This window comes from Protofrankia sp. CiP1_Cm_nod4, from assembly GCF_982290645.1.
Map to the genome: position 1 here is coordinate 23,292 of NZ_CEVIVC010000002.1, position 14,364 is coordinate 37,655.

Sequence of the window (14,364 nt, forward strand, 5' to 3'; positions counted from 1 at the left end):
AGGGAATCCACATGAGCGCAACGGGGCTGAACCTCGTGGGGATCAGGACCGACCCTGATCTGGAGCAGGCTGTCCGTCGCGGCCTCCACGAGGTCGAACGGCTGCTACGCGACGCCGTCCGCAGCGACGTGCCGTTCGTCACCGAGACGTCCCGGCATCTGGTGGACGCCGGCGGCAAGCGTTTCCGGCCGATGGTCGTCCTGCTCGCGGCCCATTTTGGTGACCCGGACGCCGTCGGCGTGCTGCCGGCCGCGGTCGCCATCGAGCTCACCCACCTGTCGACGCTGTACCACGACGACGTCATGGACGAGGCGCCGCTGCGGCGGGGAGCGGCGTCGGCGAACGTCCGGTGGACCAACACGATCGCGATCCTCACCGGCGACTTCCTCTTCGCCCGGGCCTCGGATATCACCGCCGACCTGGGGCCGGAGGCCACCCGCATCCTGGCCCGCACGATCGCGACCCTGTGCGAGGGGCAGATCCGGGAGACCGTCGGGCCGGTACCGGGACAGGACCCGGTCGAGCATCACCTCCGTGTGATCAGGGAGAAGACCGCGTCACTGATCGCCACCTCCGGCCGGCTCGGCGCGATGCTGGCCGGGGCCGATCCGCTCACCGTGGACGCCCTGGCCGCCTTCGGCGGCTACTTCGGGGTGGCCTTCCAGCTTTCCGACGATCTCATCGACGTCGCCTCCGACCAGGCCGCCTCGGGTAAGACACCCGGGACGGACCTGCGGGAGGGGATTCCCACGCTGCCGGTGCTCTACGCGCTTGAGGAGGACGACGCCGCCGCGGCCCGGCTGCGCGGCCTGATGAAGGACGGCTTCGCGGCGGAAGGCGCGCTCGCCGAGGCGCTGGACCTGCTGCGCGGCCATCCGGCCATGGGACGTGCCCGCCGTGAGGTGGCGCGCTGGGCGGGCCAGGCACGCGGCTGCCTGGCCGGGCTGGAGGAGGGGCCGGCCAGAACCGCGTTGGCGGCACTCGCGGACTACGTGATCGACCGCACCAGCTGACCCGTTCGCGGCCGCGTCGAGCGGCCTGTGCGCGCCCGGATGCGAACGCCGGATGCGCTGGACGCCCGGATGACTCCGGGCGAGCGGATGACTCCGGACGCCCGGATGACTGTTGAAGGAGCCGAGCGGAAGAAGCCGGGTGGAAGGAAAGGAGTGGGAGCCGCGCGGACGGCGCGGCCCCCACACAGGTGGATCCGGCTGTTTCCTTCCACCCGGTTTCTTATCTGCTCAGCGGCGAGAACGGCGGGGGATCGTAGAACTCGATCAGCTTGGTGGGCCTGTCGCCGAATGCCCCGCCCGCTCTGGCCGGGTGCGGCTGCGGGGCCGCTGCCTGGGCGTCCGGAGCCACGGCGGAGGACGTCGGCGGCTGGCTGGTTGAAGCGCTGCTCCCGGTGGCTGCCGGCACCGCCGCCGCGGGGGGCAGGGCCTCCGACGGGACGGGTGTGGGAGGGACCCCCACCAGGCCGGCCGCCGGGGCGGGTGCCCCGGCCAGTGGTGTCTGACCTGTCTCGAAGCCGCGCAGCGTGGTCGTGGTCGGCTGGGCGGATGGTTCGCTGGTCCGGGTGACTTCGACCGGATCGGTCACCGCCCCGCCCGGGAAGGCGGGCTGCTCAAGGGCGGGCTGTGTCGCCGGCGCGGGCGTCGGGGGCAGCGGGCCGGCCTCGCTGGGGGCGGCGTCGGCGTAGTACGCATGGGAATAGTACGAATACGCGGGATACGGGTACTCGGGATGGGTGGCTACGGCCTGCGGGAGATCCGTGCCCGCGGGGCTGGGAGCGCCGGCTGCCCACAGCGGGTCGTTCCCGGCGAAGCCCGGGCCAGGCGTGACGACGGTCTGCGGCGGTGGGGCGGCCGGCCGTGCCGCCGGTCTGTGCACGTTGCGGGAAGTTCTCCCCGCCGTCTGCTGGAGAACCGACGGCGAGCTGCCCAGCCCGACCGACGGTGCCGCGGCGGCTGCCCCGAGGTCGACGACCTGCTCGTCCTGGGCGCCGGCCAGGGCTATGCCGGTGAGCAGGGCGGATATCCCGGCGAGAGAGGCGGTACCGGTGGCGACCAGCCGGTTGCGGCTCGGCCTGGGCTGTCTGACGGTGGGCTGTCTGACGGGGATCTCCCGGTGCGCGCCGCGGCGTGTGCCGTGTGCCTGCCGGTCGTCCGGCCGTGCCCTGTCCGCGCCGAACGGGGACGGCCCGCTCAGCGTGTCCGGTTCAGCGGAGTTCATCAGTTGCTGGCGGGGGATGAACATCGCTCCCGGGCGCGCCGACACCGGCGGGGGGAACGCCGGCGCGACGGGCCGCAGGCGGGCATCCGGGCCAGCGTCGCGCTTCCGGAAGATCCGCGGTGATCTGACGGGCTCGGCCGCGCTCGGGCTGTCGGCGGTTGCCGCGCCGGCGTCGGCCCTCCTGCCGCCCGGCGTGCCGGTGGCCGCGGGTGTGCGCGCGGGAACGGCCCGCTGGGAGGCACTTGCTGCCTGCTTCCGTGAGTGCCGGGCAGCGGAGTGGTTACCCACGGCTCACCTCGCCCGCCACGGGGAGCGGCACCCAAGGAGAACGCTGTTGGACCTGCCGGCAACGGGACGATCTGTCCTGCACTGTGCCTCCGGATCGGTAGCTTGCTGTAGCCCCCGCGCTGTAGTCCCCACGCTGTAGCCCTCGAGCTGTAGCCCCCGAGCCCCCACCGCCCGCCGAGCTGTTATGAAGATCCAGAAAGGCGGATTCGGGATGCCAGAGCAATCACAATGCTAACCGACCGGTCACGGATGTTCCGACGCCATATGGACAACTTTCCATCAAAGGCGCTATTCGCTCCGCTGAGCGGCCTGCCGCTGTCCGGATGGCTCGAAGCGGTCCGGCATCCGTAGTGGGCCAGCGGCCGCCCTGGTGTAGTCCGGCCCGACCGGAGTCCCGAGGAGAAGAATCCCAGCCGCGTTCCTCGGTGGCCCGAGTTTCTCCGGAGCGGCGGATGTACAAGAAATTGTTTCGTAAAAGTCGTACGAAAAGAAAATTTTACGCCTGTCGATCGGCTGGTGCCGCGGGGCCCGGCGGGTATGCCCGCAACCGCGGCCGCGCGCTCCTCGAACTGTCGGGAGCCGACCGGCCGGGCCGCTCCGGTGGCTCCCGGCCGGACACGACCGAAGAGCCACCGGAGACGGTCCCGGGGGTGAATCTCAGGAAACCGTCCAGGTGTCGCCGCTGCCCAGCAGCTGTATCAGGTCGCCCTCGCCCTGGCGGGCCCGGGCGTCGGCGATCTGCTCGTTGAGCTGTTCGTCGTAGGTGGGCAGGTCGACGTCCCGGAAGACCCCGATCGGCGTGACCCCGGCCGAATCGCCGGTCAGCCGGGACAGCTCGAACGCCAGGCCCGGCTCGGCCGCGTGGGCGTCGTGGACCAGCACGCCCTCGTCGGTCGCGGCGCACACCTCCAGCTTGCCGTCCGGAGCGCGGCGGATGCCCTTGTCGCGTTCCGCGCCGAACACCAGCGGCTCACCGTGGGCCAGCCGCAGGGTCGCGTCGTCCTTGGACGAGCGGTTCTTCAGGGCGTCGAACGCCCCGTCGTTGAAGATGTTGCAGTTCTGGAAGATCTCCACGAAGGCCGAGCCGGGGTGGGTGGCGGCCGCGCGCAGCACCGAGGTCAGGTGCGCGCGTTCGGAGTCGATCGACCGGGCCACGAACGTCGCCTCGGCGCCGAGCACCAGCGAGATCGGGTTGTAGGGCCGGTCCAGCGAGCCGTACGGGGTCGACTTCGTGACCTTCCCTACCTCTGACGTGGGCGAGTACTGGCCCTTGGTCAGCCCGTAGATCCGGTTGTTGAACATCAGGATCTTGATGTTGACGTTGCGGCGCAGCGCGTGCAGCAGATGGTTGCCACCGATGGACAGCGCGTCGCCGTCACCGGTGACGACCCAGACCGACAGGTCCGGCCGCGAGACCGCGAGACCGGTCGCGATGGCCGGCGCCCGGCCGTGGATGGAGTGCATCCCGTAGGTCTTCAGGTAGTACGGGAAGCGCGAGGAGCAGCCGATGCCGGAGATGAACGCGATGTTCTCGCGGGCGATCCCGAGCTCCGGCAGGAAGCCCTGGACGGTGGCCAGGATGGCGTAGTCACCACAGCCGGGACACCAGCGGACCTCCTGGTCGGAGGTGAAGTCCTTGCGGGTCTGCGGCTGGCTGGCGGCGGGTATGAGGTCGAGCAGCCGGTTGGTGATACCGGTCTGGTTCGTCGTGACGGTCACTGCTTGATCACGTCCTCCAGGACACCCGCCAGTTCGGCGGCCTTGAACGGAAGCCCACGGACCTGGTTGTAGCCGATGGCGTCGACCAGGAACTCCGCCCGGATCATGGCCCTGAGCTGGCCGAGGTTCATCTCGGGGACGAGGATCCGGTCATAGGCGCGCACCACGTCGCCGGTGTTCTCGGGGAACGGGAACAGGTGGCGCAGGTGTGCGTGGGCGACCTGGAGCCCCTGCGCGCGGACCCGGCGGCACGCGGCCGCGATCGGCCCGTAGGTCGAGCCCCAGCCGAGGACGAGCACCCGGGCCTGCCCGGAGGGGTCGTCCACCTCGAGAGCGGGGATGTCGCGCGCGATACCGTCGATCTTCGCCTGGCGCAGGCGCACCATGCGGTCGTGGTTCGCCGGGTCGTAGGAGATCCCGCCGGAGCCGTCGGCCTTCTCCAGGCCGCCGATGCGGTGCTCCAGCCCGGGGGTGCCGGGCACGGCCCACGGCCGGGTGAGCGTCTCGTTGTCGCGCAGGTACGGCCAGAACTCCGGGCCGTTGTCGCCGGTGTGGTTCGGCCCGGTCGCGAACGTCACCGGCAGGTCGGGCAGGTCGGCCCGGTCGGGCAGCAGCCACGGCTCCGAGCCGTTGGCGAGGTAGCCGTCCGAGAGCAGGATGACGGGGGTGCGGTACTTCGTCGCCAGCCGGGCGGCCTCGATGGCGGCGTCGAAGCAGTCCGCCGGGGAGCGCGGGGCGATCACCGGCAGCGGCGCCTCGCCGTTGCGGCCGTGCACGGCCATGCTGAGGTCGGCCTGCTCGGTCTTGGTGGGCAGCCCGGTGGACGGCCCGCCCCGCTGGATGTCGACGACGACCAGCGGGAGCTCGAGGGTCACCGCGAGGCCGATGGTCTCGGTCTTCAGGGCCAGGCCGGGCCCGGACGTCGTGGTGACGCCGAGCGAGCCGCCGAAGGACGCGCCGAGGGCGGCGCCGACGCCGGCGATCTCGTCCTCGGCCTGGAAGGTCCGGATCCCGAACCGCTTGTGCCTGCTCAGCTCGTGCAGGATGTCGGAGGCCGGGGTGATCGGGTAGGAGCCGAGGAACAGCGGCAGCCCGGTGAGCTCGGCGGCGGCGATCAGCCCGTAGGACAGTGCGAGGTTGCCGGAGACGCGGCGGTAGCGGCCGGGCTTCATCCGGGCCGGGGCGACCTCGTAGACGACGGCGAAGGCCTCGGTCGTCTCACCGTAGTTGTAGCCGGCACGCAGCGCCGCGATGTTCGCGGCGGCGATCTCGGGGCGTTTCGCGAATTTTTTCTCAAGAAACGCGACGACACCGTTGGTGGGCCGCTGGTAGAGCCAGCTCATCAGGCCGAGCGCGAACATGTTCTTCGCCCGCTCGGCCTCTTTCTTGTTGACGGTGCCGGTGCTGCTTTCCAACGCGTTCACCGCGTCGATGGTCATCGACGACAGAGGCACCCGGTGCACCCGGTATCCGTCGAGGGTGCCGTCGGTGAGCGGGTCGGAGGAATATCCGGCCTTCTTCAGGTTGGCACTGGTGAAGGCGTCGGTGTTGACGACGAGGTCGGCGCCGGCCGGCAGGTCCTTCAGATTTGACTTCAGCGCCGCGGGATTCATCGCCACCAGCATGTTCGGGGCGTCCCCGGGCGTCAGGATGTCGTGGTCGGAAAAATGGAGCTGAAATCCTGACACGCCGGCCGGGGTGCCGGCTGGGGCGCGGATTTCGGCCGGGAAGTCCGGTAGGGTGGACAAGTCGTTGCCGAACGCCGCCGTCTCACTGGTGAACTGTTCCCCGGTGAGCTGCATCCCGTCGCCCGAGTCGCCCGCGAAGCGGATGACGACCCGGTCGAGTCGATGGATTTGACGATCCCTGACCTGGCCTGACACGTTGTGTAACCTCCTCGGGTACCACTTGAGCGTACCGGCCGGACTATTGGCGTGGGGCGCAACGTCCCGACGGGGTCAGGCCCGTGTGATGAATATGACACATCCCGATGGGGGCGGCGCGTCGGCCAGCTGCTGGGATGTCGGCGATGAAATACTTTGCGGTTTTCTGGCGGAATGACAAAAAATTCGATTTTGTCAGGATATCCGCAAATTTTGTGTAAAAATTGTGTAATTGGATGTGCTGACCTGTCTCTCTGATGCTATCAGGCGGCCAGCCCCGTACCTGTTGCGGGTACCGCTTGCGAGGAGACGCGGAGAACGTGCGGTGAACAACGCCCGCGGCCGGCGGGGCGCGCCCGGCGGGGCGGTGGAGCCGGACCGGCCGAGACGTCCGCCCACATCCTTGTGGGGCGGACCGGATGAGGCCCACCGGTCCTGGACTCCTTGAGGGCCTGCCGGCCGGCCCTGTGCGGGGTCAGCGGAGCCGGAGACGAGCTCGCCGGGCCGGAGAGCCGGCGCTACACGGCCCTGCGCGCGGGGCCCATGGTCCGGTGGGGCGCGCGCAGGGCCGCGGCCGGGAACCCTATGGCCGGCGGGCCCGGGCCATACCCGGCCGGACACATCGGATTACGCCGGCCGGGAATCCCATGGCCGGCGGGCCCGGGGCGTGGGATCCGGTGGGAGCATGGCCAGGTGGGCAGGCATACGGATGCTGCCAGCGGCGACGCTGTCAGTAGTGGCGGCACCGCCGGTGGCAACGCTGCCGGTGGCGGCGCTGTTGGCGGCAGCGTTGCCGGCGGCGCCGACACCGCCGCGCGGCCCGCGGGCGGGCCGGTGCCCGCGGCGGCGGGGCCGCGGGTCGGGATCGTCGGCCTCGGCCGGGCGGGCAGCGCCCTCGGGACGGCGCTGTCGGGCGCCAACTGGCCGGTGGTCGCGGTGCACGCGCGTTCCGCGACGGCCCTGGAGCGGGCCCGGGCCCGCTTCCCGGCGGCGTCGATCGGGACGCCGGCATCGGTGGCCGAAGCATCGGATGTGATTATTCTTACAGTTTCCGACGATGCGATCGAAGATGTCGCTAGAAGCATCGCCGCCGCCGGCGTCCTACGGGCCGGGCAGGTCGTCGCGCACGCCAGCGGACGGCACGGCACGGGCATCCTGCGCCCCGTGCTCGCCCACGGGGCGCTGCGCGCGGCAGTACATCCGATCATGACTTTGAGCGGTGCCGACGACGACGCGAGCCGGCTGGTGGGCGCCGGCTTCGGGGTGACCGCTGACCCGGGAGCCCGGTCGGTCGCGAACGCCCTGGTGACCGCCGTCGGCGGCCGGGTCGTCCCGGTGCCCGAGCAGGCCCGCACGGCCTACCACGCCGCCATCGTCCTGGGCGCCAACTACCTGGCGACGCTGGTCACGGCCACGGTGGAACTACTGGCGGCTCTCGGCGTCGACCAGCCGGCGGACGCTGTCGCGCCGCTGCTGGAGCGGTCGTTGCGCGGTGCCGTCGAGCGTGGCCCGGCGGCGCTGACCGGCCCGGTCCGGCGTGGGGACGCCGGGACGGTGCGGGCGCACCTGGACGCCCTCGCGGCGCGTGACCAGGCGGTGGCATCGGTGTACGCGGCCCTGGCGGCCCTCACCGTGGACCAGCTCGAGCGGGCGGGGCTGGGCGGCGGCGAACCGGCCGGTGGCATCCGCGACGTCCTCCGCGCGGCCGGCGGGCAGGGCCCGGCCCCACAGAGCCCTGGCACGCGGAGCTCCGTCATGCAGAGCCCTGGCACGCAGAGCTCCGTCGGGCGGAGTCCCGTCACGCGGAGTTCTGCCGGGCAGGGCCTTCACGGACGGGAGCCCCACGGGTGAAGAGCCCGCGCGGACCGGACGCCGACGGGCGGGGCGGGTACTTCGACGGCACCGGACACTGGTCGGCGGGCCGGTGCCGCCACCGGTACGCCCCGTCGGGCAGTTCGTCGGGCAACTCGTCGGGCGGCTGCGTCGGCAAGCCCGAGCGGTAGCGCCACCGGGGAGCGGCCGGGGCCGGCCAGGGATCGGCGGGGGAGCGGCGGATCCGGGCAGCCGGTGGGTCATTGATGCTGCCGTTGGCGGTTCTGTGAGTAAGGTGTTGCGATTGGTGACCACGTGTGGTGGGAACGCTCCTGGTCGATCCGGGCGTTGCTATGGACGCAACCCTCGAGACGACAGGACACCGACTCCATGTCCCACCGCCACTTCAACGGGCTGAAGACCGCCGTCCTGCTAGGCGTACTGTCCGCGGTGATTCTGCTTGTCGGCTCTCTGTTCGGGAGCCATGGCCTGCTGATCGCCCTCATTTTCGCCCTCGGTGTCAACGGCGTCTCGTACTTCTTTTCGGACAAGCTGGCCCTGCGCGCGATGCGGGCCTATCCCGTCAGCCAGATCCAGCAGCCGCGCCTGTACGCGATCGTCCACGAACTCGCTACCAGGGCGCGGATGCCCATGCCACGGCTCTACATCAGCCCGACCGCGGCACCCAACGCATTCGCGACCGGCCGTAACCCACGCAACGCCGCGGTCTGCTGCACCGTGGGAATCCTGGAAATCATGGACGACCGCGAGCTGCGCGGGGTCCTGGGCCACGAGCTCAGTCACGTCCACAACCGGGACATCCTCATCGCGTCCGTCGCCGGGGCGCTCGCGAGCGTCATCGTCTACCTGGCGCATTTCGCGCAGTTCGCGGCCCTCTTCGGGCTGGGCCGTGGGGACGACGAGGACGGTCCGGGCCTCCTGGAGATCATGCTGTTCATCGTGCTGGGACCGATCGCGGCGGCGGTCATCCAGCTCGCGATCGGCCGGGCCCGGGAATACCAGGCCGACGCCTCCGGCGCAACGCTGACCGGCGACCCGCTGGGCCTCGCGCTCGCGCTGCGCAAACTGCAGGCTGCCACGGCGGCCCGGCCGCTGCCGCAGAGCTCCGAGCTGGCGCCGGTGTCCTCGCTCATGATTGCCAACCCGTTCCGGGGCGGTGGCCTCGGCCGGATGTTCAGCACCCACCCGCCGATGGAGCGTCGGATCGAGCGGCTGGAGGAGATGGCCCGGATCGACCCTTACCGTTGAATCCGAGTGAGGAGGGGTCGTATTCTGAAAATGCCTGAGCCACGGGTCCGGTACCTCCCTGGGCTACCGGTCGGGAACCTCAGGGCCCAGACCCCGTAGGCGCGCAACCGCGGACTCGCGGCGAGGCAACCCCCCAGGCCTCGCCGTGCGGCACCCCGCCCGAAACCCCCCATCGGGCGGGGTGCATCCTTATTTGCGGAATATGCCCGGTTGTCGATCATCCAGCCGCTGTTTCGGCAGGCTAGCGGTAGTTGACGAACTGGAGCGGCACCCCGAAGTCGGTCTCCTTGAGCAGCTGGATAACCCGCTGAAGGTCATCCCGCTTCTTGCCGGTGACGCGCAGCTGGTCCCCCTGGATCTGGGCCTGCACCCCCTTCGGGCCGTCGGTCCGGATCTTCTTGGAGATCGCCTTGGCCTTGTCGTCGGCGATGCCCTGCTGGACGGTCACGACCAGCCTGTGCTCCTTGCCGGACTGAGTGGGCTCGCCGTGCTCCAGAGCCTTGAGCGAGATACCGCGCTTGACCCACTTCTCCTGCAGGACGTCCAGCACCGCCTTGACCCGTTCCTCGGTGTTCGCGGTGAGCAGGATGGACTCACCCGACCACGTCGCCGACGCGGCCGTGTCGCGGAAGTCGAAACGGGTCCGCACCTCCTTGGTGGTCTGGTTGATCGCGTTGTCGATCTCCTGACGGTCGACCTTGCTCACGATGTCGAACGACGGGTCCACCACGACGAAGCGCCTCCTCGGTGTCTGCGGTTGTCTGTCACTGCCTGCCGCGTTGCCTGTTCTGCCCGTTCTGGCAGCCTGTCGGTCCGTCAGGCCGCCTGGTCCGCCCAGCCTGCCTGGTCCGCGGGACCGCCCGCTCCGCGGGCTGTCTGCCTGCCTGCCGGTCGCCCCGGCTGCCCGCGGCCCCGGCGCGGACCGGTGTGCCCGCGGCCCGTACGCCGCGCGGGCACACGACGTCCGGGCACGAGTCTGCCCGGACTCCAGCATGGCTGGATGGCCGCGGTCGACGAGAGCCAAAGCCGGCCTGCTCATGCTTTGTCGCGGCTTCGCCATGCCCGCTCGCCGCCGGTTCGCCGCCGGCTCGGTGCTGGCCCGGTGCCAGCCCGGTCTGCCCAGGACGGCGGACGACCGGGGATGGCGTCCGCGGTAGGAGGGGGGCGTCGAACGGCTCGCCGCATCCCGTATGCTGTCCACCAACGGCAGGTTGCCCGAGTGGCCAAAGGGAGCGGTCTGTAAAACCGCCGGCTCAGCCTACGTTGGTTCGAACCCAACACCTGCCACCACCCCCGGATCCACCCGGAACATGCTGTGCCACAGGCCCTGGAGAGCACTCCAGGGCCTTTCTCAGGCCCGCGACCGGTCCCGGATGATCATGGCTGTTGCCGGTAGCTCGTGCACAATTCATGCACGCGATCATTGGTCCCCGCCGAGGCGCGGCGCCGCCTCGGTCCGCTCCCGGGCCGCGACGTCGTTGCCGTCGACGCGGGGCGCCGGCTGGGCCCGAAAATGCGGCGATGGTGACGTCTGCGATCAGTCTTCTGGTGATCTACACCGCTGACCTGGCTGCCTGCGAGGAGTTCTACCGTGGGCTCGGGCTGCGCCTGGTGCGGGAACGCCACGGCCCGGGGCCCGAGCACCTGGCCGCGACCCTCTCGGACGGCGGCGTGCTGGAGTTCTACCCCGCTCGGTCGCAGCCGCCGACCGGCCGTCTGCGGCTGGGCCTCACGGTGGATGCGGATCCGGGCGCGACCGGTCTCCAGCTGCCACCCGGCCGCCATCTCCTGCGGGACCCTGACGGGCGCACGGTGGACCTCCAGGTGGTCGCCCGGTAGCGGAACGCATCCATATCGCGATGTTTCTTCACCGCGTTTCTTCACGGCCCCTGCATGGACGCCGTCCTGGGGCAGACGTTCTTCCGGCGCGGGACCATTCTTCCGGCACGGGACGGCGAGCTTCCACCCTGATGACCGGCGCCGGGATGGATAGAGTCCGCAGGCATGGGTGATACCGGCACGCTTGCCGCCCGCGTCCGGGCCGCGTCCCATCTGACCGGGCAGTTCCGGCTGCGCTCCGGCCGGACCAGCGGGGAGTACTTCGACAAGTACCTGTTCGAGGCCGACCCGGTGCTGCTCGCCGACGTCGTCGACGCGATGCGTCCGCTGCTGCCCGTGGCCACCGACGTGCTGGCCGGCCTCGAGCTCGGTGGGATTCCGCTGGTCACGTTGTTGTCCCAGCGCACGGGGCTGCCGGCCCGGTTCGTCCGCAAGAAGGCCAAGGAGTACGGCACCTGCCGCACCGCCGAGGGCGGTGACGTCGCGGGCCTGCGGGTCGTCCTGGTGGAGGACGTGGTGACCAGCGGTGGCGCCGTCGTGGAAGCCGCCCGGGTGCTGCGGGAGCAGGGCGCTCTCGTCGAGGACGTCCTGTGCGTGATCGACCGCCAGGAGGGTGGCGGGGAAACTCTCGCCGCCCTCGGCCTCACCCTGCATCCGGTCCTCACCCGCGCCGAACTGGACGCGGTCGCCTGAGGCCGGGCGTGGGGCCGTCCGAGCTGTTCGTCTACGGCACCCTGTGCTTCCCGGAGGTTGCCCGGGCCCTGCTCGGCCGGCTGCCGTGCTCGCGGCCGGCGGCGGCCGCCGGGTGGCGGGCGGCGGCGCTGCCCGGTCGGGCCTACCCGGGCCTGGTGCCGGCCGCCGGGGCGGCCGCGGTGGTGGCCGGACGCGCGCTGTCCGGCCTCAGCCCGCCGGAGCGGGCCGTTCTCGACGCGTTCGAAGGCGACGAGTACGAGACGCGGCGCCTCGTACTCGTCGACGGCCGGCCGGCATCGGCCTACGTCTGGCGTGACGTCGCGGCCGCCCTGGACCAGACGTGGGACGCCGACGCGTTCGCCGCCGCCCACCTGCCGGCGTTCGTGGCGCGGATATTGTCCCACCCTCGTTTCTGACCGCCGCCGTTCCCGGCTGCCGCGGTTGCGGCTGCCAGCACTCCTGATCGTCCTGATCGCTGTTACTTGATCGTTGTTGCTCCGGGCTGCCGTCGCCACGGGCCGGACCCGAAGGCCCGGGGGGACGGACGGCCTTTCCGGAGCCGGGCGCACACGGCCGACGCCGACGTTCCACGGCCCGTGGAAGGGCCGGAACGCCGGCGTCGTCGAGCGGGTTCCCGCTGTTCGCTCCCGGGCGCTCAGCGAGTGGGCGCCTCAGGGCCGGACCGGCTGCCTCGCGTGCCGGACGGCGTGCTGGACGTGCCTTGCACGGTGGACCGGGATGGTTCGGTGTACTCCCGGCCGCCGGTGCGGGCCTCGATCCGGTCGGTTTCGGGGTAGGGCTCGTAGGACCCGCGAGGCGGTGTGTCAGGCCTGGTCACCGCATAGATCACGAGTACGTCGAGCGCGATGAGGATGACTGCCCACACCGGGAAGACCGCGAGGAAGGCAAGGTGCGCGATCACGTTGACCGTGCAGATCGCGATCGCCGCCCAGCGGGCCCACTGCCGGCCCATGAACAGACCCGCCGCGACGGCGACCTCGACGATGCCCATGGCTATCAGCAGCCAGCCCCAGAAGTCCAGATCCTGGTAGATGATCACACCGTTGCCGGTGACGAGATAGGAGTATCTGTCGAGAGCGGCAACTCCATAAATGATATTGTGAAAGCCTGTGATGAAGAGGATGACCGCGGCGAATACCAGCCATCCGTTGGTGCGTGCCGCTGACCGTGCCGGTTGCATGAAATCCTCCCTGGAGCGTGGCGGGACGCCTGGCGACCCGGGGCCCGGTGGCCGCTGGCGGCCGCGGAGGGGCCGCGGTCGCGTCACCTTCGGTGTCGCTTTCGGGTCGGTTGGCGGCCCCGGGGCCGCCAGGTCTCCGGCGGCGCGCAAGGGGCACGACTGGGTCACCGGCGGCCGGCTGGCCCACATGGCCATACCCTCCGTGTGCCCTCCGGGCGCCTCGCGCATGCCTGCGCACGCCCTGGACATGCCCGGTTGCCCGGCATTCCGGCCTGGAGACCCGTCGCGCAGGGTCACGTTCGGCTGATCGAAGATCCATCCGGCGCGCTCTGGCCCGCACGGCCGGTGGCTGTCCGGCCGGGCACGGCCCTTCGTGGACGCCGGTCGCCACCGGCCAGAAGAGCGGCCCCTGGCCGAACTGTCGCCACCGGCCCACCACCGGCGGGCTCCTCGCCGCGGGCGGCGGCCCTCAGCACCGAGCGCACCCGGGAGTCCGAGCCGTACCGCCGGTCGGCCTCGCCGGCCCGTCCGCCGGCGTTCGCCGCCAGCGCGTCGATGCCACAGCGGACGACGTTCATGCCGACGTTCCCGGTGATGCCGGGAACGCTCCCGGAGGAGGTGAACCGCCACATCGCCCACTTCTGCCAGCCGCCGGGCAGGGAGCCCGGGGCCGAGCTTCCGTTGTAAATGGCGAACCACTGTGGGTAGCGGGAGAATGACGTGGTGTTCTTCATCGTGTCGCTCCAGAACGACCGGTAGGTGTACAGGATGGGCGCGCGCCCGGTTCTCGTCTCGACCTCCTCCAGGAAGGCGCGGGCCCAGGCGGTGAGCTGGTCGGCCGACAGGCTTCCGTCGGCCTCGAGATCGAGGATGGGGGCCAGATGACCGTTGGACCGGGTGAGGCCGGTGACGGCGAGGAACCGGTCGGCCTGTTCGACCGCGGCCGTGATCGGCTGGGTGGGCCGGGCGTAGTGGTACGCGCCGACGACCAGGCCCGTCTGGAGGGCAGGGAGGCGGTCGAGGGCGAAGCACGGGCTGGTGTAGGTCATGCCCTCGGTCGCCCCGACGATGGCGAAGGTGACGCCGGCCGGGTGGACCGCGTTCCGGCCGATCTGCGCGCCAGCGGGGTGCTGCCATGACGAGATGTCGATACCTTGCGGCCACCGAGCCGGGACTGTCTGCGCGGACCGGTCCGCGATGGGTACGGCCGCACCGGATGCGGCCGCGGCTGTGTCCGCCGTCATGGGGACGGCGGCCGTGGTGCCCGCCGCCGGGGCAGGCGCGTCGAACGTGGCGGTCGCGTTACGAATAGCCCACTCGCCGCGAACAGCCCACCCGCCGCGAACGGCCTGCGCGCCGCGAACAGCCTGATCGTGGATGCCGTGCGCCACGGCCGCTACGACGGCCCCGCGTGTGCCGCCCCACCGG

The 14,364-nt window shown here is 71.1% G+C and carries 12 protein-coding genes and 1 tRNA gene; 7 read left to right on the forward strand and 6 right to left on the reverse strand.

The annotated features are described in order from the left end of the window. The first annotated feature begins 11 nt into the window (after positions 1-11). Positions 12-1,013: a polyprenyl synthetase family protein gene (locus tag AC5LSR_RS00995; protein ID WP_250285603.1), complete on the forward strand. Its 1,002-nt coding sequence runs from the start codon at positions 12-14 to the stop codon at positions 1,011-1,013. Positions 1,014-1,233: 220 nt separating this feature from the next. Here the strand turns inward: AC5LSR_RS00995 and AC5LSR_RS01000 are convergent, their stop codons facing one another. From AC5LSR_RS01000 to AC5LSR_RS01010, 3 genes are all read right to left on the reverse strand, one after another. Then, entirely contained in the window at positions 1,234-2,520 is a 1,287-nt protein-coding gene (locus AC5LSR_RS01000) for a hypothetical protein (RefSeq protein WP_250285602.1), read from the reverse strand. Between the two features lie 657 nt (positions 2,521-3,177). Beyond that, positions 3,178-4,239: a 2-oxoacid:ferredoxin oxidoreductase subunit beta gene (locus tag AC5LSR_RS01005; RefSeq protein ID WP_250285601.1), complete on the reverse strand. Its 1,062-nt coding sequence runs from the start codon at positions 4,237-4,239 to the stop codon at positions 3,178-3,180. Beyond that, positions 4,236-6,122: a 2-oxoacid:acceptor oxidoreductase subunit alpha gene (locus tag AC5LSR_RS01010; RefSeq protein ID WP_250285600.1), complete on the reverse strand. Its 1,887-nt coding sequence runs from the start codon at positions 6,120-6,122 to the stop codon at positions 4,236-4,238. The genes AC5LSR_RS01005 and AC5LSR_RS01010 overlap by 4 nt, the downstream gene beginning before the upstream one ends. A 693-nt stretch (positions 6,123-6,815) precedes the next feature. On the opposite strand from AC5LSR_RS01010, the gene AC5LSR_RS01015 reads away from it, so the two are divergent. Beyond that, the gene (locus tag AC5LSR_RS01015; protein ID WP_493464360.1) at positions 6,816-7,973 is read left to right on the forward strand and encodes a Rossmann-like and DUF2520 domain-containing protein; all 1,158 of its coding nucleotides are present in this window, start codon (positions 6,816-6,818) and stop codon (positions 7,971-7,973) included. A gap of 351 nt (positions 7,974-8,324) precedes the next feature. Further along, positions 8,325-9,203, forward strand: a complete 879-nt coding sequence (gene htpX / locus AC5LSR_RS01020) for a zinc metalloprotease HtpX (protein WP_250287238.1) — start codon at positions 8,325-8,327, stop codon at positions 9,201-9,203. Between the two features lie 241 nt (positions 9,204-9,444). Here htpX and AC5LSR_RS01025 read toward each other — a convergent pair whose 3' ends face one another. Further along, positions 9,445-9,933, reverse strand: a complete 489-nt coding sequence (locus tag AC5LSR_RS01025) for a YajQ family cyclic di-GMP-binding protein (RefSeq protein WP_250287237.1) — start codon at positions 9,931-9,933, stop codon at positions 9,445-9,447. A 475-nt stretch (positions 9,934-10,408) separates the two neighbouring features. Here AC5LSR_RS01025 and AC5LSR_RS01030 point away from each other — a divergent pair. The 4 genes from AC5LSR_RS01030 (at position 10,409) to AC5LSR_RS01045 (ending at position 12,151) form a co-directional block, all read left to right on the forward strand. Beyond that, positions 10,409-10,493: transfer RNA gene (locus tag AC5LSR_RS01030), tRNA-Tyr, on the forward strand. A 231-nt stretch (positions 10,494-10,724) separates the two neighbouring features. Beyond that, positions 10,725-11,042, forward strand: a complete 318-nt coding sequence (locus AC5LSR_RS01035; RefSeq protein ID WP_250287236.1) for a VOC family protein — start codon at positions 10,725-10,727, stop codon at positions 11,040-11,042. Between the two features lie 165 nt (positions 11,043-11,207). Beyond that, positions 11,208-11,735, forward strand: coding sequence for an orotate phosphoribosyltransferase (pyrE, locus tag AC5LSR_RS01040; RefSeq protein WP_250287235.1), 528 nt, complete (start codon positions 11,208-11,210; stop codon positions 11,733-11,735). Between the two features lie 8 nt (positions 11,736-11,743). Next, positions 11,744-12,151 carry a gamma-glutamylcyclotransferase gene (locus AC5LSR_RS01045; RefSeq protein WP_493464361.1) on the forward strand — a complete coding sequence of 136 codons (408 nt, stop codon included), beginning with the start codon at positions 11,744-11,746 and terminating at the stop codon, positions 12,149-12,151. 239 nt (positions 12,152-12,390) lie between these two features. Here the strand turns inward: AC5LSR_RS01045 and AC5LSR_RS01050 are convergent, their stop codons facing one another. Both AC5LSR_RS01050 and AC5LSR_RS01055 read right to left on the reverse strand, forming a co-directional pair. Beyond that, positions 12,391-12,936 carry a DUF7144 family membrane protein gene (locus AC5LSR_RS01050; protein WP_250282050.1) on the reverse strand — a complete coding sequence of 182 codons (546 nt, stop codon included), beginning with the start codon at positions 12,934-12,936 and terminating at the stop codon, positions 12,391-12,393. Positions 12,937-13,229: 293 nt separating this feature from the next. Beyond that, positions 13,230-14,180: a glycoside hydrolase family 25 protein gene (locus AC5LSR_RS01055; RefSeq protein ID WP_250282051.1), complete on the reverse strand. Its 951-nt coding sequence runs from the start codon at positions 14,178-14,180 to the stop codon at positions 13,230-13,232. Positions 14,181-14,364: the final 184 nt, after the last annotated feature.

Coding starts and splice junctions, on each gene's coding strand:
- AC5LSR_RS01055 (WP_250282051.1), bottom strand. CDS start 14,180: ATGACGGCGGACACAGCCGCGGCCGCATCCGGTGCGGCCGTACCCATC.
- pyrE (WP_250287235.1), top strand. CDS start 11,208: ATGGGTGATACCGGCACGCTTGCCGCCCGCGTCCGGGCCGCGTCCCAT.
- AC5LSR_RS01035 (WP_250287236.1), top strand. CDS start 10,725: ATGGTGACGTCTGCGATCAGTCTTCTGGTGATCTACACCGCTGACCTG.
- htpX (WP_250287238.1), top strand. CDS start 8,325: ATGTCCCACCGCCACTTCAACGGGCTGAAGACCGCCGTCCTGCTAGGC.
- AC5LSR_RS01050 (WP_250282050.1), bottom strand. CDS start 12,936: ATGCAACCGGCACGGTCAGCGGCACGCACCAACGGATGGCTGGTATTC.
- AC5LSR_RS00995 (WP_250285603.1), top strand. CDS start 12: ATGAGCGCAACGGGGCTGAACCTCGTGGGGATCAGGACCGACCCTGAT.